Annotated in this window: 16 protein-coding genes; 4 read left to right on the top strand and 12 right to left on the bottom strand. The window is 72.2% G+C overall.

All coding sequences use genetic code 11. The annotated features are described in order from the left end of the window. Positions 1-74 precede the first annotated feature (74 nt). The 5 genes from dxs to dut form a co-directional block, all read right to left on the bottom strand. Positions 75-2,015, bottom strand: coding sequence for a 1-deoxy-D-xylulose-5-phosphate synthase (gene dxs, locus JOE43_RS10670; RefSeq protein ID WP_209517655.1), 1,941 nt, complete (start codon positions 2,013-2,015; stop codon positions 75-77). A gap of 117 nt (positions 2,016-2,132) precedes the next feature. Further along, complete coding sequence (gene acnA, locus JOE43_RS10665; RefSeq protein ID WP_209517653.1) at positions 2,133-4,964, bottom strand: aconitate hydratase AcnA; 2,832 nt, start codon at positions 4,962-4,964, stop codon at positions 2,133-2,135. A 156-nt stretch (positions 4,965-5,120) separates the two neighbouring features. Continuing rightward, complete coding sequence (locus JOE43_RS10660) at positions 5,121-5,930, bottom strand: DUF3159 domain-containing protein (RefSeq protein WP_209517651.1); 810 nt, start codon at positions 5,928-5,930, stop codon at positions 5,121-5,123. Between the two features lie 13 nt (positions 5,931-5,943). Then, positions 5,944-6,663, bottom strand: coding sequence for a DUF3710 domain-containing protein (locus JOE43_RS10655; protein WP_209517649.1), 720 nt, complete (start codon positions 6,661-6,663; stop codon positions 5,944-5,946). Beyond that, positions 6,660-7,160 carry a dUTP diphosphatase gene (gene dut, locus JOE43_RS10650; RefSeq protein WP_209517647.1) on the bottom strand — a complete coding sequence of 167 codons (501 nt, stop codon included), beginning with the start codon at positions 7,158-7,160 and terminating at the stop codon, positions 6,660-6,662. The genes JOE43_RS10655 and dut overlap by 4 nt, the downstream gene beginning before the upstream one ends. A gap of 38 nt (positions 7,161-7,198) precedes the next feature. Between dut and JOE43_RS10645 the strand changes: the two genes are divergently transcribed. Next, the gene (locus tag JOE43_RS10645; protein WP_209517644.1) at positions 7,199-7,654 is read left to right on the top strand and encodes a DUF3093 domain-containing protein; all 456 of its coding nucleotides are present in this window, start codon (positions 7,199-7,201) and stop codon (positions 7,652-7,654) included. On the opposite strand, the gene JOE43_RS10640 is transcribed toward JOE43_RS10645, so the two are convergent. After that, positions 7,629-7,919 (bottom strand): DUF4193 domain-containing protein, encoded by a 291-nt coding sequence (locus JOE43_RS10640; RefSeq protein ID WP_056055877.1) that lies wholly within the window; start codon positions 7,917-7,919, stop codon positions 7,629-7,631. The genes JOE43_RS10645 and JOE43_RS10640 overlap by 26 nt on opposite strands. A gap of 197 nt (positions 7,920-8,116) precedes the next feature. Between JOE43_RS10640 and sepH the strand changes: the two genes are divergently transcribed. After that, positions 8,117-9,295, top strand: coding sequence for a septation protein SepH (gene sepH / locus JOE43_RS10635; protein WP_209517642.1), 1,179 nt, complete (start codon positions 8,117-8,119; stop codon positions 9,293-9,295). Position 9,296: 1 nt separating this feature from the next. Here sepH and JOE43_RS10630 read toward each other — a convergent pair whose 3' ends face one another. Next, entirely contained in the window at positions 9,297-10,433 is a 1,137-nt protein-coding gene (locus tag JOE43_RS10630) for an alkaline phosphatase family protein (protein ID WP_209517640.1), read from the bottom strand. 101 nt (positions 10,434-10,534) lie between these two features. Between JOE43_RS10630 and JOE43_RS10625 the strand changes: the two genes are divergently transcribed. Further along, positions 10,535-13,048 carry a DNA topoisomerase (ATP-hydrolyzing) subunit A gene (locus JOE43_RS10625; RefSeq protein ID WP_245187139.1) on the top strand — a complete coding sequence of 838 codons (2,514 nt, stop codon included), beginning with the start codon at positions 10,535-10,537 and terminating at the stop codon, positions 13,046-13,048. Positions 13,049-13,129: 81 nt separating this feature from the next. Here the strand turns inward: JOE43_RS10625 and JOE43_RS10620 are convergent, their stop codons facing one another. Further along, complete coding sequence (locus tag JOE43_RS10620; protein WP_209517638.1) at positions 13,130-15,226, bottom strand: type IIA DNA topoisomerase subunit B; 2,097 nt, start codon at positions 15,224-15,226, stop codon at positions 13,130-13,132. A gap of 234 nt (positions 15,227-15,460) precedes the next feature. Between JOE43_RS10620 and JOE43_RS10615 the strand changes: the two genes are divergently transcribed. Beyond that, entirely contained in the window at positions 15,461-15,688 is a 228-nt protein-coding gene (locus JOE43_RS10615; RefSeq protein WP_056054537.1) for a hypothetical protein, read from the top strand. Between the two features lie 99 nt (positions 15,689-15,787). Here the strand turns inward: JOE43_RS10615 and JOE43_RS10610 are convergent, their stop codons facing one another. The 4 genes from JOE43_RS10610 to JOE43_RS10595 all read right to left on the bottom strand — a co-directional run bounded on the left by JOE43_RS10610 (position 15,788) and on the right by JOE43_RS10595 (position 20,819). Further along, a complete protein-coding gene (locus JOE43_RS10610; RefSeq protein WP_209517636.1) occupies positions 15,788-16,543 on the bottom strand; it encodes a type 1 glutamine amidotransferase in 756 nt (251 codons plus the stop codon). Beyond that, the gene (locus JOE43_RS10605) at positions 16,540-17,799 is read right to left on the bottom strand and encodes a MurT ligase domain-containing protein (RefSeq protein ID WP_209517634.1); all 1,260 of its coding nucleotides are present in this window, start codon (positions 17,797-17,799) and stop codon (positions 16,540-16,542) included. Before JOE43_RS10605 ends, JOE43_RS10610 begins: the two co-directional genes overlap by 4 nt. Positions 17,800-17,803: 4 nt before the next feature. Beyond that, positions 17,804-19,279 (bottom strand): RNA polymerase sigma factor, encoded by a 1,476-nt coding sequence (locus JOE43_RS10600; protein ID WP_374073026.1) that lies wholly within the window; start codon positions 19,277-19,279, stop codon positions 17,804-17,806. Between the two features lie 190 nt (positions 19,280-19,469). Next, positions 19,470-20,819: a nitrate/nitrite transporter gene (locus JOE43_RS10595; protein WP_209517630.1), complete on the bottom strand. Its 1,350-nt coding sequence runs from the start codon at positions 20,817-20,819 to the stop codon at positions 19,470-19,472. Positions 20,820-20,821 lie beyond the last annotated feature (2 nt).

The raw sequence follows: 20,821 nt of genomic DNA, 5'->3' as shown, positions 1-20,821 counted from the left end.
CGTGGCGGGCCCTCCGCCGGTCGTCGACCCGCCCCGAGCGCCTCGGCCCGGCGCCGGACGGGGACCGGCGGTGGTCAGTCGTGCTGGGCGTCCACCCGGCGCTCGTCGGCGTCGTCGAGCGGGCGGGCCACGGGGATCTTGCTCCCGAGGACCTGCGCCACGACGTCCCGCGCGATGTGCTGGGGGGTGAGGCCCGCCTCCTCGAGGATCTGGGCCCGCGAGCCGTGCTCCAGGAACTCGTCGGGGAGCCCCAGCTCGGTCACGGCCGTGTCGACGCCCGCCTCACGGAGGTCCTGTCGGACCCGGGTGCCGATGCCGCCGACCCGGACGCCGTCCTCGATCGTGACGACGAGACGGTGGTCGGCAGCGAGGTCGACGATCGACCGGGCCACGGGCACGACCCAGCGCGGGTCGACCACGGTCGCTCCGATGCCCTGGGCGGCGAGGCGCTCGGCCACCTCGAGCCCCACGGAGGCCATCGGCCCGACGCAGACGAGCAGCACATCACGGCGGTCGTCGCTCGAGAGGACGTCGACGCCGTCGTCGAGGCGCCGTTCGGCCTCGTGCTCGGTGCCGACCGTCCCCTTCGAGAAGCGCACGACCGTCGGGGCGTCGGTGACGGCGACGGCCTCGCGGAGCTCCTCCCGGAGGCGCGTCGCGTCACGGGGCGCGGCGAGCCGGATGTGCGGGACGATCTGGAGCAGCGCCAAGTCCCAGATGCCGTGGTGGCTCGGGCCGTCCGGCCCGGTCACGCCCGCCCGGTCGAGCACGAACGTCACGCCCGCGCGGTGGAGGCCGACGTCCATCAGGACCTGGTCGAAGGCGCGGTTGACGAATGTGGCGTACAGGGCGACGACCGGGTGGAGCCCGGCGTAGGCCAGCCCCGCGGCCGAGGTGACCGCGTGCTGCTCGGCGATGCCGACGTCGAGCACCCGCTCGGGGAAGCGCTCGGCCATCTTGTGCAGCCCGACCGGCCGCAGCATCGCGGCGGTGATGCCGACGACGGTGTCGTCCTCCGCGGCGATGTCGACGATCTCGTCCGCGAAGACGCTCGTGTACGAGGGCGCGGCCGTCGTCTCGAGCGGCTCACCGGTCTCGGGGTCGATCTGGCCGACCGCGTGGAACTGGTCGGCGACGTCGGCGCGGGCGGGGTCGTAGCCGCGGCCCTTCTCCGTGATGGCGTGGACGATGACCGGCGCCCCGTAGTTCTTGGCCTGGTGGAGGGCCTCCTCCATCGCGAGCTGGTCGTGGCCGTCGACGGGCCCGATGTACTTGATGTCGAGGTTGGAGTAGAGCGCCTCGTTGTTCGTGAAGCGGCTGAGGAACCCGTGCAGCCCGCCGCGCACGCCGCGGTAGAACGCGCGACCCGGGTGGCCGAGCCGGTCGAACACGGCCTCGCTGCCCATGTGCATCTCGCGGTAGGTGCTGCGCGTGCGCACCGTGTTGAGGAAGCGCGCCATGCCGCCGATGGTGGGGGCGTACGACCGGCCGTTGTCGTTCACGACGATGATGAGGCGCCGGTCGTTGTCGTCGCTGATGTTGTTCAGCGCCTCCCACGTCATGCCGCCGGTCAGCGCGCCGTCGCCGACGACGGCCACGACGTGACGGTCGGACTGGCCGGTGAGACCGAAGCCGCGCGAGATGCCGTCGGCCCACGAGAGGCTGCTCGAGGCGTGCGAGCTCTCGACGATGTCGTGCTCCGACTCGCTGCGCTGCGGGTAGCCGGCGAGGCCGCCCCGGAGGCGAAGGCCGCTGAAGTCCTGTCGACCCGTCACGAGCTTGTGCACGTACGACTGGTGGCCCGTGTCGAAGACGAACGCGTCGTGGGGCGACCGGAACACGCGGTGCATGGCGAGCGTCAGCTCGACGACCCCGAGGTTCGGCCCGAGGTGGCCCCCGGTCTTGCTGACCTCGGCCACGAGGAACGCCCTGATCTCCGCCGCGAGGTCGACCATCTGCTGGTCGGTCAACGCGAGGAGGTCGCGAGGACCGCTGATCGTCTCGAGAATGCTCATGCCGGCTTCCTTTCCGCCTACCCGGAGGCAGCCGGGCTCAGTTTATGCATCGACCCGGCGAGAACGCCGGAAGCCCCCACCGGGCGTCGGGGACGCGGGTGGGGGCTCCTCGTGCGGCTAGACCAGGCTGCGCAGCACGTACTGCAGGATGCCGCCGTTGCGGTAGTAGTCGGCCTCGCCGGGGGTGTCGATGCGGACGACGGCGTCGAACTCGACGGGCTGCGCGCCCGGCGCCGAGTGCTCGGTCGGCTCGGCCACCACGCGGACCGTCTTCGGCGTCACGCCCTCGTTGAGCTGCTCGAGGCCGGAGATGCTGATCGACTCCGTGCCGTCGAGCCCGAGCGACTCCCAGCTCTCGCCCGCGGGGAACTGCAGCGGGACGACGCCCATGCCGATGAGGTTCGAGCGGTGGATCCGCTCGAAGCTCTCGGTGATGACCGCTGCGACCCCGAGCAGGCTCGTGCCCTTCGCGGCCCAGTCGCGGGAGGACCCGGAGCCGTACTCCTTGCCGCCGAGGATGACCAGGGGCGTGCCCTGCTCCTGGTACCGGGCGCTGGCGTCGTAGATGAACGACTGGGGCGCGTCGGGCTGGGTGAAGTCGCGGGTGTAGCCGCCCTCGACGCCGTCGAGCAGCTGGTTGCGCAGGCGGATGTTGGCGAAGGTGCCCCGGATCATCACCTCGTGGTTGCCGCGTCGCGACCCGTAGGAGTTGAAGTCCTTGCGGTCGACGCCGTGCTCGTCGAGGTAGCGCCCCGCGGGGCTGTCCACCTTGATCGAGCCCGCCGGGCTGATGTGGTCGGTGGTGACCGAGTCGCCGAGCTTCGCGAGCACGCGCGCCCCGCTGATGTCGCGGACCGGCGTCGTCTCGAGGGTCATGCCCTCGAAGTACGGGGGCTTCCGCACGTACGTCGACTCGGCGTCCCACTCGAAGGTGGCCCCGGTGGGCGTCGGCAGCGACCTCCAGCGCTCGTCGCCGTCGAAGACGCCCGCGTACTCGTGGGTGAACATGCCCGTGTCGATCGACGAGTCGATGGTCGACTGGACCTCTGCCGCGTCGGGCCAGATGTCGCGGAGGTACACGTCGTCGCCCTCCGGCGTCGTGCCCAGGGGGTCGGACTCGAAGTCGAAGTTCATCGAGCCGGCCAGCGCGTAGGCGATGACCAGCGGGGGGCTCGCCAGGTAGTTCATCTTCACGTCGGGGTTGATGCGCCCCTCGAAGTTGCGGTTGCCCGACAGGACGGCCGTGACGGCCAGGTCGTTCTCCTGCACGGCCGACGAGATCTCGTCGAGCAGCGGGCCCGAGTTGCCGATGCACGTCGTGCAGCCGTAGCCCACGGTGTAGAAGCCGAGGTCTTCGAGGTAGGTCGTGAGACCGGCCTTCTCGTAGTAGTCGGTGACGACCTTCGAGCCGGGCGCGAGCGTGGTCTTCACCCACGGCTTGGCCTTCAGGCCCTTCTGGCTGGCGTTGCGGGCCAGCAGGCCCGCCGCGAGCATCACCGACGGGTTCGAGGTGTTCGTGCACGAGGTGATCGCCGCGATGGCGACGGCGCCGTGGTCGAGCGTGAAGGTCGAGCCGTCGCCCAGCTCGACCGACGTCGGCTTCGAGACCTTGGCCGGGGCGTGGGAGGTGTGCGAGATGCGGTGGGGCTGCGCCTCGTCGTCGTCCTGCGCGGTGAAGCCGATGGGGTCGGAGGCCGGGAAGGTGCCCTCGACCGCGGCGTCGACGTGCGAGTGGTCGGTCGTCGCGTAGTTCTCCAGGTCGACCTCGAACTGGGTCTTGGCCGCGGTGAGCTCGATGCGGTCCTGCGGGCGCTTCGGGCCGGCGATCGAGGGCACGACCGTGGCCAGGTCGAGCTCGAGGTACTCGCTGAAGACCGGCTCGACCGAGGAGTCGTGCCAGAGGCCCTGGAGCTTCGAGTACGCCTCGACGAGCTCGATCTGCTCGTCGGAACGGCCGGTGAGGCGGAGGTAGTCGAGCGTCACGTCGTCGATGGGGAAGATCGCGGCGGTCGAGCCGAACTCCGGGCTCATGTTGCCGATCGTGGCCCGGTTCGCGAGGGGGACCTCCGCCACGCCCTCGCCGTAGAACTCGACGAACTTGCCGACGACGCCGTGGGCCCGCAGCTGCTGCGTGATGGTCAGGACGACGTCGGTGGCGGTCACACCGGTCGGGATGGAGCCGCGCAGCTTGAAGCCGACCACCTTGGGGATGAGCATCGACACGGGCTGTCCGAGCATGGCCGCCTCGGCCTCGATGCCGCCGACGCCCCAGCCGAGCACGCCCAGGCCGTTGACCATCGTGGTGTGCGAGTCGGTGCCGACGAGGGTGTCGGGGTAGGCCTGGAGCACCGTGCCGCCGCCCTCGACCGCGACGTCGCGGCTGTAGGTGACCCGGGCCAGGTACTCGATGTTGACCTGGTGCACGATGCCCGTCCCGGGCGGCACCACCTTGAAGTCCTGGAAGGCCGTCTGCCCCCAGCGGAGGAACTGGTACCGCTCGCCGTTGCGCTCGTACTCGATCTCGACGTTGCGCTCGAGCGCGTTCTCGCTGCCGAAGAGGTCGGCGATGACCGAGTGGTCGATGACCAGCTCGGCGGGGGCGAGCGGGTTGATCTTCGTCGGGTCGCCGCCGAGGGCCGACACGGCCTCGCGCATGGTGGCGAGGTCGACGATGCACGGCACGCCCGTGAAGTCCTGCATGACGACGCGCGCGGGCGTGAACTGGATCTCGGTGTCGGGGTCGGCCGTGGGCTGCCACTCCCCCAGCGCCGTGATCTGGTCGCGCGTGACGTTGGCGCCGTCCTCCGTGCGGAGAAGGTTCTCGAGGAGGACCTTGAGGCTGAACGGGAGCCTGGCCGAGCCGTCGACCGCGTCGATGCGGTAGACCTCGTACTCGGTCGCGCCGACCGTCAGGCTGTCCTTCGAGCTGAAGCTGTTGATTGCAGACACGTGCCGTCTCCCTTGCTGACTACGCCCTCATCATGGTCGCCCGACCCGGAGCCGCACCAGCGAGGCCAGCCTAAGTCGATCGACCGCGAGCGGCCGTGGCCGTCGATGTATCTCGATGTCGAGACAACGGTACCACCAGGAGTCGCGGACCAGTGGTCAGGAGCGCTGCGGATCGCCCTCGGCGGCCGCGTCGCCGACCTCGGCCTCGGCTCGGCCGCGGTAGACCGTCCGCACGAGCAGCCACGTGACCCACAGCAGCCCGGCGTAGAGGGGCACGCCCATGATCAGCTTGAGGGTCGCGAGGGCCGTGATCTCGCCAGCGAAGAACAGCGGGAGCTGCACCGCGAGCCGCGCCGCGAAGAGCCCCGCCCACAGGACGGTCGCGAGGGTCAGGACCCGACGCTTCGCGCGGTCGTCGCGCCACGCGGCGCCCTCGTTGGTGAGGAGGCCGACCACGACGCCGATGAGAGGCCACCGGACCACGACGCTCGTGAGGAGCGCGAGCAACGACACGGCGTTGATGACGAGACCGGGCACGAAGTTGCCCTCGGCCCGACCGCTGAGGAGGGCGATCGCGGCGGAGATCGCGATGCCGAGGACGCCGGCGAGGGCCTGAGCCACGGGGCCGCGCTGCACGGCGCGGGCCACGACGAAGGCCAGGGCCACGACGACGGGGATGAGCACCGACGGCAGCACGTCACGCGTCACGGCGTAGACGACGACGAAGCCCAGACCGGGCACGATCGACTCGACGAGGCCGCGCACGCCGCCGATCGCCGAGAGGAGCGCCGAGGCGGTGGGCACCTCCCCCGGGGCGACCTGCCCGATGCCCGCGCGCTGGGCCGCGGAGCGGAGCTGCGCCGAGAGGGAGACGCGAGGGTCGTCGAGCGACGACTCCGCGCCGGCACCGGCGTGGACGTCGGCCGCGCGGGGCTCGTCGGCGTCGCCGACGTGGGGGCTGCTCACGGCGCCGGTCGCGTCAGACGCGCGAGGGCGTCGTGCCGGGTGCGTCGGTCGGGCCGGCCTTCGGCATGGTGAGCGGGATGAGGTCGCGGGGAGCCATCGGCGTCGTGCCGCGGACGACGACGACGCTCCGGAACAGCTCCTCGATCTTCTCCGCGGCCTCCGCGTCGACCGCGGCCTCGCCGGCGATGACGCCGCGGAGGAACCAGCGAGGGCCGTCGACGCCGATGAAGCGAGCCCGGCGGGTGGTGCTGGCGTCGCCGCCCATCACGGGGATCTCCGCCCGCACCTCGGGGCCGAACGGGCCGTCGACCTCGGCGGTGGTGCCGCCCTGTCGCTGGATCTGCTCGGTGATCTGCTCGCGGATCTCGTTCCAGAGCCCGGTGCTGCGGGGGGCGGCGAAGGGCTGCACCTGGAGGGTCGACTTCGCGAAGTCGAGCCCGACGGCGACGACGCGCTTGCTGCCCTCCTCGACCTCGAGGCGGAGGTGCAGTCCGTCGCGGGGCAGGATCTTCACGCCGCCCAGGTCGACGTACGGGCGGACCGGGCTGGCCTCGGTCTCGTCGAGCGGACCGGTGTCGGCCCGGTCGGCCGGGGCGGACTTGGAGTCGTCGAAGACCTCCACCTCCGCGTCCTCCAGGGACTCGATGCTGACCTCGACGTCGTCGACGTCTGCGGTCTCGACCTCGACCTCGGTCGTGGCCAGCTGCTGCGCTTCGCGCTTCGACTTCCTCATGATGCGGTGCCTCCGGTGGTGTGTGCGTAGCCCGTGGAGCCGAAGCCCCCCTCGCCGCGGACGCTCTCGGGGAGGGAGTCGACGGGGAGGAAGGCGGCCCGGACGACGGGCATGACGACGAGCTGGGCGATCTTGTCGCCGACGGCGACGTGGTGCTCGGCCTCGAGGTCGGTGTTCAGCAACGCGACCTTGATCTCACCACGGTAGCCCGCGTCGACGGTGCCCGGGCTGTTGACGACCGTCACCCCGTGCTTCGCCGCCAGCCCGCTGCGGGGCATGACGAAGGCCGCGTGGCCCTCCGGCAGGGCGATCGAGACCCCGGTGCCGACCAGTGCCCGACGACCGGGCAGGAGCACGACGGACTCGCTCGCGAGGAGGTCGGCGCCGGCGTCGCCCGGGTGGGCGTACCGCGGCGTGTGGTCGACGGCGGCCGTGCCCGTGGACGGGTCGGCGGGCGACCTCCGGGCCGTGAGGGGGACGTCGAGGCTCTGGGTCACGTGTCGAGGGTAGTGCAGAAGTCTGGTCGAATGGACCCATGAACCCCTACCGCGAACGGCTGCTGCCGCCGCTCACCGTCTTCCTCGCCTCGGCGCTGCTGGTGCCCGCGACCCTGCTGGTCTTCCTGCCCATCGACCCCGTCGTGGGCGTGGTGGTGGCCGTCCTGTTCTACGCGGCCGCGGTCGTGGCGCTCGTGGTCAGCTCGCCGGTCGTCCGGGTGGACGACGACGGCTTCCACGCCGGCCGGGCTCGGCTGCACCCCGACGAGATCGGCGAGGTCACGGGGTTCACCGGCTCCGCCGCCACGACGCAGAGAGGGCCCGGGCTCGACGCGCGAGCCTGGACCCTCTTCCGGGGATGGGTGGGGCCGGTCGTGAAGATCACGCTGACCGACGACTCCGACCCTGCTCCTTACTGGTTGGTGTCGACGCGGCGACCGGACGAGGTCGTGCGTCGGGTGGAGGAGCTCAGGCGGCGCACTCCCGGCAGATAGCGCCCAGCTTGGTCTCGTGGTCGAGCTGCGAGCGGTGCTTCACGAGGAAGCACTCCACGCAGGTGAACTCGTCGACCTGAGGGGGGAGGACGACGACGTCGAGGTCGAGGTCGGAGAGGTCCTGCCCGGCCAGCTCGAACGAGCCGGGGTTGTCGGCGTCGTCGTCGATGACGCCGGTCGTCTTGTCAGGGGTGCGCTCCTTGAGGCCCTCGATCGACTCCGAGTCGTCGTCGTTCTTGCGAGGTGCGTCGTAGTCGGTGGCCATGCCCATCCAGTCTTCGTGTTGATCGTTGCCCGATTCGGCGGGCACAGTTTGCATCACTCGTTGTCGAATAGCAAACCCGCCGCGGGGGGCCTCTCGGCCGCCCCTGTGGAACCTGCGGCACGCCCGTCGCATTCCCGGCAGACGGCCTCTGACGTGCGATTCTTCTCGCGGGAACACGACGGCGAAAGGCGTGCCACATGCAGGATCTGAGGGTCAACGGAGTCGAGGACGGAGCACTGCTCCTCACCACCGACTCCGGTGTCGAGTACCGCCTCCCCGTCACGCACTCGCTGCGTGCGCAGCTGCGCACGGCGAGCGGCGAGACGCCCGCCACGACGCGCAAGGCCCCCCCGCGGGAGATCCAGTCGCTCGTGCGTTCGGGCCTGACGGCGGCCGAGGTCGCCGCGCTCACCGGCGCCGACGTCGAGTTCGTCCACCGGTTCGAGGGCCCCGTGCTCGCCGAGCGCGCCTTCGTCCTCGAGACGGCCCTCCGCGTGGCCGTCTCGGTCGCGACCGAGGTCGCCCCCTCCACCGGCTCCGGCACCTTCGGAGCGGTCATCGAGTCCCGGCTCGACGCCGCCGAGGCCACCGACCGCGAGTGGACCAGCTACAAGGACGGGGAGCACGGCTGGGTCGTGCGGGTCTCCTACGTCACCCAGGAGGTCGCCCGCGAGGCGGTCTGGCGCTTCGACCCGAAGCGGACCGCCCTGGCGCCCCACTCGGGCGACGCACACGTGCTGTCCCGGCACTCGGCCGACGCCGGCCCGCTCGTCCCGCGCCTCCGTGCGGTCGGACACTCCTCCGACGGTGAGCCCGACTCCGGCGGTCGCTTCGACACCGGCGCCTTCGAGATCGCCCCCGAGCGCCCCGACGTCGTCGACGACACGGTCGTCGAGGCCCCGGCCGCCGAGCGCCCCCGCCTCGATCCCCGGTCCGCCGCCTCCCTGGCCGCCACCAACCGCGAGCCCTCGTCCGCCGCCCCGTCGTCCCAGGCCCAGACGGCCGACCTCCTGGAGGCGCTGCGGCGCCGTCGGGGCGAGCGCGAGGCCGCCCGCTTCACCGACGACGAGCGCTCGGCGCACCCCTCCACGGGGTCGATGCGGGTGATCGACGTCCCCTTGACCGACTTCGGGCTGCCCGAGGGCACGCCCGCCCCCGCCGCGCCCCAGGGCGAGGAGGCCGAGCCGGTCGGCCCTCCGGCCCCCGCTCCGGCCGAGCCCCGGTCCATCGGATCAGCCCGCCGCGGCCGCGGCCGCGACCCGATCCCGACCTCGGCCACGACCACCCCGCCGAAGAAGGGTCGGGGGCGCGCCTCCATGCCGAGCTGGGACGAGATCGTGTTCGGCGCCCGGACGGACGACGAGGGCCCCGCCTGAGTCAGCGGGCGAAGGCCCCGAACCGGCGCAGGGGCACCTGCGTCTCCTCGCTCGACCACGACCCGTGCTGCCCGATCATGCTCCCCGCGGCACCGCCGGTGGAACGACCGTCGTAGTAGACGACTCCCTTGCGGGCGGCGACCAGGAGGTCGCCGATGCGGGGCAGCACCGCCTCGTCGACCGGGCCGAACCAGCCGGCGGCCACCGCCTCCGCGCGGGTGACGACCCAGGAACGGTGCGACTCCGCCTCGCGCCAGGCCGCGACGGTCGCGGCCCGAAGGGCGTCGCTCGCGTCGGGCTCGAAGTGCAGCTGGAGGCAGCGCGGCTCCCCCGCCACGTGGCGCACCCCGTCGACGAGCGCGGCCTGGCCGCCGAAGACGACACGGCCCTTCTCGGCCACGTCGAGCACGCCGTGGTCGGCCGTGACGAGCAGCCCCTCGTCGGCGCCGAGCGCCTCGTCCAGGCGCCGCACCTCTCCGTCGAGCTCCTCCAGGGCCGCCGTCCACTCGTCCGACTCCCACCCCGCCCGGTGGGCGATCATGTCGAGCTCGGGCACGTAGAGGTACACCAGGGAGGCGCCGGGCGCGGCCACGAGGGAGCGCGCGGTGGCGAAGCGCTCGGCCACGCTCTCGGCCGTGACGTAGTCGGCGCCGGAGAGGATCGCCTCGGTGAGCCCCGAGGTCGCGTAGCGACGGGGCCCGACCGCGAAGCTGCGGACGCCGGCCGCGGAGCTGCGCTCGAAGACGGTCGACCGGCGCTGCCAGGTGTCGGGGCGCATCCGGTCGTCCCAGCCGGAGAGCTGCTTGACGACCCGGTCGTTCTCCGCGTCGAGGACGGACCAGCCGACCAGCCCGTGCTCGCCGGGGAGCGCTCCCGTGGTGAGCGTCGCGAGGGCGGCGGCCGTCGTGGTCGGGAAGCCCGACCAGATGCTGCCCTTCCGCCCCGTGAGGGTCCGCGCGTGGCCCGTGCGGGCCCCCAGGGAGGCCGAGCCCAGGCCGTCGACGAGGAGGACGATCGCCGAACGGGCGGGAGGGAGGGGGATGGCGCCGACGTGGCCCGTCAGGGCGGCGACGCACGACTCCAGGACGTCGGCCAGGCTCACGGCTCCGGTCGGGCGCGCCGGTACGATGGTCGTCATCGGCACCAGTCTGGCACAGCGCCGTCTGGCCGGTCCCGCCGCCCCGCAGCCGGGTGCCGGCCCCGCCGAGGCGCCCCGCGCCTCCCTCCCCCGAGAAGTGCATGACCACGACGACGAACGACATGAGCAGCGCCAGCGACGGTGAGCGGATCGAGGACATCGACGTCTCCCTCGAGATGCAGGGATCGTTCCTCGAGTACGCGTACTCCGTCATCTACTCGCGGGCCCTGCCCGACGCGCGTGACGGCCTCAAGCCGGTCCAGCGCCGCATCCTCTACCAGATGTCGGAGATGGGGCTCCGCCCCGACCGCGGCCACGTCAAGAGCGCCCGAGTCGTGGGCGAGGTCATGGGCAAGCTCCACCCGCACGGCGACACCGCGATCTACGACGCCATGGTGCGCCAGGCCCAGTCGTTCACCATGCGCGTGCCGCTGATCGACGGCCACGGCAACTTCGGCTCCCTCGACGACGGGCCCGCCGCCCCGCGCTACACCGAGGCGCGGCTGGCCGAGGCCTCCCTCGCCATGACCCGGGGCCTCGACGAGGACGTCGTCGACTTCGTGCCCAACTACGACAACCAGCTGATGCAGCCGGAGGTGCTGCCCGCCGCCTTCCCCAACCTGCTGGTGAACGGCGCGAGCGGCATCGCCGTCGGCATGGCGACCAACATGGCGCCCCACAACCTGGTCGAGGTCGTGGGAGCCGCCCGGCACCTCATCGACCACCCCGGGGCGAGCCTCGACGACCTCATGGCCTTCGTGCCGGGCCCCGACCTGCCCACCGGCGGCACGATCTCGGGGCTCGCCGGGGTGCGCGACGCGTACGCGACCGGGCGGGGCTCGTTCAAGACGCGGGCCAAGGTGCAGGTCGAGAGCATCACAGCCCGCAAGTCGGGGCTCGTCGTCACGGAGCTCCCCTACCTCGTCGGCCCCGAGAAGGTCATCGAGAAGATCAAGGACGGCGTCCAGGCGAAGAAGCTCACGGGCATCACCGACGTGACCGACCTCACCGACCGCACGCACGGGCTCCGCCTCGTGATCGGCATCAAGACCGGGTTCAGCCCGGAGGCGGTGCTCGAGCAGCTGTACCGCTACACGCCCCTGGAGGACGGCTTCAGCATCAACGCCGTCGCGCTGGTCGAGGGCCAGCCCCGGACGCTGGGCCTCAAGGAGATGCTGCAGGTCTACGTGGGCCACCGCCTCGAGGTCGTCACGCGCCGCAGCCGCCACCGCCTGGGCAAGAAGGAGGATCGCCTCCACCTGGTCGAGGGCCTCCTCGTCGCGATCCTCGACATCGACGAGGTGATCCAGGTCATCCGCTCGAGCGACGACTCGGCCGCCGCGCGGGCCCGGCTCCGGGAGGTCTTCGACCTCAGCGAGATCCAGGCCGAGTACATCCTCGACCTGCGCCTCGGCCGGCTCACGAAGTTCAGCCGCATCGAGCTCGAGTCCGAGCGCGACGAGCTCGTCGCCGCCATCGAGGAGCTCCGTGCCCTCCTGGCCGACCCTGCCCGGCTGCGCGCGCTCGTCTCGTCCGAGCTCGCGGAGATCGCGGAGCAGTTCGGCACCCCCCGGCGCACGCTGCTCACCGAGGCCGCTCCGAGCGTCGCCACGGCCGGGCGCGGGCGCGGGGCCCCCGTGCTCGAGATCGCCGACACGCCCACGCGGGTGTTCCTCTCCACGACGGGGCGCCTCCTCAGGGTCGACCACCCCGAGCCCGGCTCGGCGGCGCCGACTCCCCCGGCCCGGCGCACGAGCCACGACGCGGTGCTGTCGTCGATCGACACCTCCACCCGGAGCGAGGTCGGCGCGGTGACGACGACGGGTCGCCTCATCCGGTTCACGCCGGTCGACCTGCCCTCCGTGCCGCCGACCTCGGTGCAGCTCGGGGCCGGCGTGCCGGTGCGCGAGTACCTCGGGCTGCCGGACGCCACCGAGAAGGTGCTCGCGCTCGTCTCCCTGACCGCCGACCGCCCGGTCGCCCTCGGGACGGCGCGGGGCGTCGTCAAGCGCGTCGCCCCGGGTCAGTGGCCGGCCAAGCCCGAGTTCCCGGTCGTCACGCTCAAGCCGGGCGACTCGGTGGTCGGCGTGGCGCAGGGCACCGACGACGACGAGTTCGTCTTCGTGACCTCGGCCGCGCAGCTGCTGCGCTTCCCGGCGGCGTCCGTCCGGCCCCAGGGCCCGGCGGGCGGCGGCGTGGCCGGGGTGAGCCTGCCCGACGACGCGCGCGTCCTGTTCTTCGGGGCGGTGCCGGAGGGGCAGGAGGCGGTGGTCGCGACGGTGTCGACGAGTGCGGCCTCGATCGACGGCGTCGACCCCGGCCGCGCGAAGCTCAGCGCCTTCGACGAGTTCCCGGCCAAGGGCCGCTCGACCGGCGGCGTCCGCGCCCACGCCCTGCTCAAGGGAGAGGGCGGCCTGTCGCTCGCCTGGGTGGGGCCGGGCCCCGCCCGGGCGGTCGCGGCGGACGGCGCCGTGCGCTCGCTGCCCGAGGAGCTCGTGCGGCGCGACGCCTCCGGGGCACCGCTCCCGGCCGTCGTCGCGTCGGTGGGGGCCTCGGTCGCGCACGTCACCGACTCGGCCACTGGGGCCGAGGCCGGGGCCGAGCCGGTCGACTGACCGACGACGGGGCAGCCCCGGCCCGGCCAGGCCGGCGGGGCTCCCCCGCGGTGACCGGTCGGGCCGACCCCGGCGGCGGCGTCAGACGTCGATGCGGTCTCGGCTGAGGCCGGCCCCGTCGATGATGAACTCCTTGCGGGGGGCCACGTCGTTGCCCATCAGCAGTTCGAAGACCCGCGCCGCGTTCTCCGCGTCGTCGACCCTGACCCGGCGCAGCATGCGCCCCTTGCGGTCCATCGTGGTGGTCGCGAGCTGCTCGGCGTCCATCTCGCCCAGGCCCTTGTAGCGCTGGATCGGGTCCTGGTAGCGCTTGCCGCTCCGGCGGAGACCCGCCAGCACCCCCTTCAGCTCCTGCTCGGAGTACGTGTAGATGGTCTGGTTCGGCTTGCTGCCGGCGTTGATGGCCACGACCCGGTGGAGGGGAGGCACGGCCGCGAAGACGCGCCCCTGCTCGATCATCGGGCGCATGTACCGGAAGAAGAGCGTGAGCAGCAGCGTCCGGATGTGCGCCCCGTCGACGTCGGCGTCGCTCATGATGATGACCTTGCCGTAGCGCGCCGCGTCGAGGTCGAACGACCGCCCCGACCCCGCCCCGAGCACCTGGATGATCGACGCGCACTCGACGTTGGAGAGCATGTCGCTGACCGAGGCCTTCTGCACGTTGAGGATCTTGCCGCGGATGGGCAGCAGCGCCTGGAACTCGCTGTCGCGGGCGAGCTTGGCCGTGCCGAGGGCCGAGTCGCCCTCGACGATGAAGAGCTCGCTGTTCGCGACGTCGTTGGACCGGCAGTCGACCAGCTTGGCGGGCAGCGAGCTGTTCTCGAGCGCGTTCTTGCGCCGCTGCGTCTCTTTGTGGGCCCGAGCGGCGATGCGGGACTTCATCTCGGCGACGACCTTGTCGAGCACGAGCGCGGTCTGGGCCTTGTCTTCCCGGCGCGACGAGCCGAACAGCTCGCCGAACTGGTCGGCCACGACGCCGGCGACGATGGCCCGGACGGCGGGCGTGCCGAGGATCTCCTTCGTCTGGCCCTCGAACTGCGGCTCGGGGAGGCGCACGGTGAGCACCGCGGTCAGCCCCGCCAGCACGTCGTCCTTCTCGACCTTGTCGGTGCCGACCTTGAGCCGGCGGGCGTTCGCCTCGACCTGCTGCCGGAGGAACTTCAGCAGGCCCGCCTCGAAGCCGGCCTGGTGCGAGCCGCCCTTCGGGGTCGCGATGATGTTGACGTAGCTGCGGAAGACCGTCTCGTAGCCGCTGCCCCAGCGCAGCGCGATGTCGACCTCGCACTCGCGCTCGAGCTCGGTGGCGACCATGGCACCGCCCTCGGTCAGCACGGGGACGGTCTCGGTGTAGCTCCCCCGGCCCGTCATGCGCCAGGTGTCGGTCACGGCCGTGTCGGGCGCCAGGAACTCGACGAACTCGCTGATGCCCCCGTCGAAGCGGAAGGTGCTCTCGGTGGGGAAACCGCCGTCGGTCAGCGAACCGGGCCGCTCGTCGCGGATGTGCAGCGACAGCCCGGGGATGAGGAAGGCCGTCTGGCGGGCACGACCGAAGAGCTCGTCGGGCTGGAAGCTCGCGCCGCGGGTGAAGATCTGGCGATCGGCCCAGTAGCGGATGCGCGTGCCCGTCACGCCCTTCTTCACCTTCCCGACCCGGCGCAGCACGCTGCCGGAGACGAACGGCGTGAAGGGCGCGTCGGGCGTGGGCTCGCCGGAGTCGTCGAACGTACCGGGCTCCCCACGGCGGAACGACATCGCCCAGGTGACGCCGTCGCGGTCGACCTCGACGTCGAGCCGCTCCGACAGGGCGTTCACGACGGAGGCGCCGACGCCGTGCAGGCCGCCCGACGAGGCGTACGAGCCGCCGCCGAACTTGCCGCCGGCGTGCAGCTTCGTGAAGACGACCTCGACCCCCGTGAGGCCGGTCTTGGGCTCGATGTCGACGGGGATGCCGCGCGCCGTGTCGCGGACGGTGACGCTGTCGTCGGCGTGCAGGACGACGTCGATGGCGTCGCCGTGGCCGCCGAGCGCCTCGTCGACGGAGTTGTCGATGATCTCCCACAGGCAGTGCATCAGCCCGCGGGAGTCGGTGGACCCGATGTACATGCCGGGTCGCTTCCGCACCGCCTCGAGGCCCTCGAGGACGGAAAGGTGTCGAGCCGAGTAATCAGACGTGGCCAACGGGGATCTCCTGACGCTGAGCCGACCGCGTCGACCGGGGGATCCGGAGGCGGTGGGCTCGGACCATCTTAACGAGAGCCCCCGACACGGCCCGTCCGACACCCGCGAGGCCCCCTTCCGGGGCCGTTCCGCTACGCGCGGAGCGAAATCCCGCGCAATGTGCTCCGTGCTCGCCGCGCGCGTGTTTTGATGAGTGTCACCCACCCACAGCACCACCGTCAGGAGGAGCACCCCATGACTCAGATGGCCACCGACACCACCGCCGTCGACGAGCTCGGCTCCCGGTACCAGCTCAGCGCCGCAGACCGCTGCGACAGCTGCGGAGCCCAGGCCTACGTCCGCGCGACCATGGCCAGCGGCGAACTGCTCTTCTGCGCCCACCACGGCGCGAAGTTCAAGGACAAGCTGCAGCCCGACGCCGTCGAGTGGCTCGACGAGAGCGCCAAGCTCACGGCGAGCTGACCACCCACGACTCCCGGCCGGGCACGCCCCGGTCCGTCACGACGAAGGGCCCGTGCCACCCGGCACGGGCCCTTCGTCGTGCGGTCCCCCGCGCTCGGGTCACATCGCCTTGAACGAGCGCTCCAGGTTGTCGCGGATGACGCGCTGCGAGGCCGTGGCGTACTGGTCGAGCTTCGCGTGCGCGGCCGACGGGTGGTACGAGATGCTCCGGCGCGTGAGCGCTGCCCGCAGCAGGCGGTCGCTCAGGGCCGGGTTGAGCGGGAGCAGCGGCCCCTTCAGCTGCGTGCCGAAGGAGGCGCCCCGCCGGATGCCCTCGGAGCGACCGTCGCCGTTGCCGCCGCCGTGGACGACGGTGGCGAACGCCTCCGCGTCGGCGTCGAGCTCGACGTGCGCCGCGTGGTCCTCGAACCCGAAGAGCGTCAGGGAGTCACCGAGGTGCTCGGTCGTCACCTGGAAGTAGTTCGTGCGACGCGGCGCCCCCCGACGGACGGTGCCGGGGAGGAAACCGATGCCGGGCACGGTCTCGCCCTCGGTCGTCTGCACGCCGTGGCTGAGGAGCTCCATGCCGCCCCCCACGCCGACGACGGGAACGCCGGACGCGGCGAAGCCCTCCAGCGCGTCGCGGAGGCGCTGTGCGTCCTCGCTGACGGCGCGGACGCCCGAGAGCGGACCGTGGCCGACCAGCACGACGTCGGCCACCGTGGGGACCGCGTCGCCGACCCGGTACTCCAGGACCTCGCTCTCGATGCCCGCACGGCGGGCACGCTCGACGAGGGACGTCACGTTGCCCCGGTCGCCGCTGACGCCGAGCTGCTCGGGGTAGAGGTGGACGAGGCGGAGGGTGTCGCTGCTCACGCGGTCTTCTCCAGGTCGGGGTGGCCCAGGATGCGGCGGGCCAGCATCATCTGCTCGTAGTTCGTCACGAAGTGCTTCGTGTGGTCGCTCGGCGAGGGCAGCCGGCGCATGAGCCGGATGGCCTTCGAGATGTCCTCCTCGATGACGTGCACGGGGATGCCGTCGTGCTCGAGACGGAGCGCGAGCTGCCAGGCCTTGGCACCGGCCAGGACGTCGACGTGGTCGAGGTGCGAGAAGTCGATGTCGTAGATCCACGAGATGTCGGGGGTGCCCTCGTCGATCGCCAGCATGACCTGCTCGACGTCCTGCGGCAGGGCGTCGAGGTTCAGCTGGAGGCTCGCGGCGTTCTTGAACATGATGAACTCCGCCTCGTCGGCGCCGAGCGACATGCGCTCGCCCCGCCCGTAGGCCGGCTTCATCGACTCGAACGCCCGTGAGACCGCGACCGGGTCGACGGGTCGCCCGAGGACGACCGAGGCGGTCTGCAGGGCCGCCGCCGCGTCGACGGCGTAGTGCAGGCCGCGGGCGGGCAGCCTGACCTCGACCGTGGTACCGCCGACCGAGATGGTGGCGCGATCGCCGGCGAGCGAGACGACCTCGCTGTCGGCCGACCGGCCGCCGTCGGCCTCGCGGCTGAAGTCGTGGGCGTTCTGCAGCCCGTTGGGCGACGCCTCGACGACGTCGGGGGCCGCGCCGAAGCGGGTGACGGTCTGCCCCTGCCGAGCCTCGTAGGGCGCGAGGTGCTGGTCGTCGCGGTTCGTGACCACGGCCGTGGTCGCCAGCGCGGCCGTGTCGGTCATCATCGTGCCGACGCGCTCGGTCTCGAAGAAACGGTAGAGCTGGTCGACCTGGACGTTGAGCATGAGCACGGTCGACGGATGCAGCGACCGGGTCAGCTCGACCGCGAAGGCCTCGTCGACCTCGATCACGCCGATGTCGTGCTTGACGCGACCCGTCACGGTGACCTCGCGGAGGAAGGCCGACGCGATGCCCTGGGGCAGGTTGGCCCCGGTCGGGTTGGTGAAGACGGAGAGCCCGTGGGCCCGCAGCGTCTCCGTCAGCATCATGGTGGTCGTCGACTTGCCGTTGGAGCCGAGCACGAACACGACGCCCTGCTCGAACTGCGACGCCACGTGGCTGAGGAAGTCCGGAGCCAGCGTCAGGACGGTTCGGCCGGGGTAGGCCGAGCCCCCGCCGCGGAGCCGCGCCGCGGCGCGCACCAGGCGCCCGGCCAGGACGGGGATGACGTACTTCACGGGTCTACTCGAGGTAGTCGCGGAGCGACTGCGACCGGGACGGGTGGCGCAGCTTGGCCATCGTCTTGGACTCGATCTGCCGGATGCGCTCCCGCGTCACGCCGAAGGTGTCGCCGATCTGGTCGAGGGTCTTCGGCATGCCGTCGCCGAGGCCGAAGCGCATGCGGATGACGCCCGCCTCGCGCTCGGACAGGCTGTCGAGCAGCGACTCCAGCTGCTTCTGCAGCATGGTGAAGCCGACCGCGTCGGCCGGGACGACCGCCTCGGTGTCCTCGATGAGGTCGCCGAACTCGCTGTCGCCGTCCTCGCCGAGGGGCGTGTGCAGCGAGATGGGCTCGCGCCCGTACTTCTGGACCTCGACGACCTTCTCGGGCGTCATGTCGAGCTCACGGGAGAGCTCCTCGGGCGTGGGCTCGCGACCGAGGTCCTGCAGCATCTGGCGCTGCACCCGGGCCAGCTTGTTGATCACCTCGACCATGTGGACGGGGATGCGGATGGTGCGGGCCTGGTCGGCCATGGCGCGGGTGATGGCCTGGCGGATCCACCACGTGGCGTAGGTGCTGAACTTGAAGCCCTTCGTGTAGTCGAACTTCTCGACGGCACGGATGAGGCCCAGGTTGCCCTCCTGGATGAGGTCGAGGAACTGCATGCCACGACCGGTGTAGCGCTTGGCGAGGCTCACGACGAGGCGGAGGTTCGCGCCGAGCAGGTGGCTCTTGGCCCGCTGGCCGTCACGGGCGACCCAGCGCAGCTCGCGCTCGAGCTCCTTGCTGAGGCCCGTGCTGTGCGAGAGCTTGTCCTCCGCGAAGAGGCCGGCCTCGATGCGCATGGCCAGCTCGACCTCCTCGGCGGCGTTGAGCAGGGCGACCTTGCCGATCTGCTTGAGGTAGTCCTTGACCGGGTCGGCCGTGGCGCCGGTGATGGTGGTCGAGTAGACCGGCATCTCGTCGTCGTCGTCCTGCGAGATCACGAGCGCGCCGGTGGGCAGCACCTCGGGGGCCTTCGCGGGGGTGTCGCCCTCCGTCTCGTCGGCGGCGTCGGACTCGGTGTCGACGGGCACCTCGACGGGCTCGACCTCGGCCTCGTCGTCGGGGGCGTCCTCGCCGGCGGCGGCCTTCGTCGACTTCGCGGGGGCCTTCTTGGCCGGGGCCTTCTTCGCGGGGGCCTTGCGGGCCGGGGCCTTCTTGGCGGGGGCCGCGGCGGCGGCCTCGGCCGCCTCCGTGGCCGGGGACACGGACTCGGTCCCCTCGTCGGACACGGCCGGGGCGGCCGTGGTCGCCTTGCTGCGAGTAGCCATGCGAACACCTTTCGATCGTCGGTTGCGTCGGGGAGGCTGCGGCGCGGCGGCGTCTCGACGTGTCGACCGGCGCCCTGACGTCGGTCGGCCTTGCTTCTGGGCGGACGGCCCGCGGGGCGGGCCGACCGGATCGGCCCGGGGGCGGGCCGATGTCGCTGTGGTCTCGCGCGCCTCGGGGCGCACGGGAGATGGTGCAGGATTTCGGGCAGTACGAGGACCCATGTCAAGTCCTCGCGGTGACGCGCCTCACGGCGGACGATGTGCGAGGACACGAACGGGTCCTTCGACCATTATTGCACGGCGGAGGCCGGCCGTTCGACACGCACGGGCCCGCCACGGGCCGCGCGGTGCGCCCTGGGCGGACGGCTGGTGGTCAGGCCCCGTCTCGCCGCCGACGCCGCGCCTCACGCCAGCGGCGATCGAGCGCGACCCAGAGCGGAGCGACCTGGATCCCCTCCTCGAGGTGCAGGCGACGACGGGTGCCCCGCCGGGCGAGGAGCAGGCCGACGACGCCGCCGCCCACGACCACGTACTGGACGAGGAAGGCCACCCGGAACGACTCGAACGCGAAGAGGTCGCTCGGCTGCCCGGACGCCACGCGCGCGGCGTCCACCTGGTCGAGGACGACGCCGATGAAGAACATCATCACGAAGCTCGCGAGGAAGCCCCCCACGTTGACCACGCCGTTGGCCACGCCGAGGCTGCGGAGCGGGTTGAAGGTCCGGGCGAAGTCGAACCCGATGATCGAGCCGGGCCCGCCCACGCCGAGGGCCACGACCAGGACGACCGCCAGCCACTGCGGCGGCACCCCCGGCCAGGCCAGGAGCACCGTCCAGACGACGCCGAGCACGCTCACGATGCCCAGCACGAGCGCGGAGCGGCGGAGCGGGAAGCGCGCCATCAGGATGCCGAGCACCGGGCCGGCCACGACGCCCGACACGACCAGCACGGTGAGCAGGCCCGAGGCCTGCCCGCTCGTGAAGCCGAGCCCGCCCACGAGGAAGGGCACGCCCCAGAGCAGGGAGAAGACCGTCCCCGACGACTGGGTGACGAAGTGCGACCAGAAGCCGAGGCGGGTGCCCGGGCGCTTCACGCTCTCGCCGAGCTGCCGGCCGGCCTCGCGCCAGGTGAGGACGGCGCGGTCGCGGTCGCGGCCCTCCGGCGACTCGCTGACGACGGCGACGACGAGGACGACCGCGAGCACGGAGAGCGCCGCGGCGCTGAGGAAGGCCGGCGACCAGCCCGCGGCGTGCAGCACGAGCGACAGCGGCAGGGCCGAGAGCACCTGGCCGGCCTGGCCGATGTTGCCCGTCCACTGCGAGACCTGCGGGAGGATCGGGCCGCGGAACCAGGCCGGCAGGAGCCGCATGACCGAGATGAACGTCATGGCGTCGCCGGCGCCCACCAGGACACGGCCCACCACGGCCACGCCGATCACGGGCGGCGAGAGGGCGACCACGCCCTGCCCGACGGCGAGGAGGACCCCGCCCGTCACGATCAGGGCCTTGGGCCCGACCCGGTCGAGCATGACGCCGACGGGGATCTGCAGCCCGGCGTAGACCGCGAGCTGCACGACCGCGAGGGTCGAGAGGGTGGCGGCCGAGATGCCGAAGAGCTGCTGGGCCTCCACGCCCGAGACTCCGAGGGAGGACCGCTGGAGCACGGCCACCACGTACGCGAGGACGGCGGTGCCCCAGACCAGCCAGGCACGCGCGGAGTTCACCC

It is taken from the genome of Frigoribacterium sp. PvP121, from assembly GCF_017833115.1.
Lineage (GTDB): Bacteria > Actinomycetota > Actinomycetes > Actinomycetales > Microbacteriaceae > Frigoribacterium > Frigoribacterium endophyticum.
This window is presented reverse-complemented; position numbering and strand designations above follow the sequence as displayed.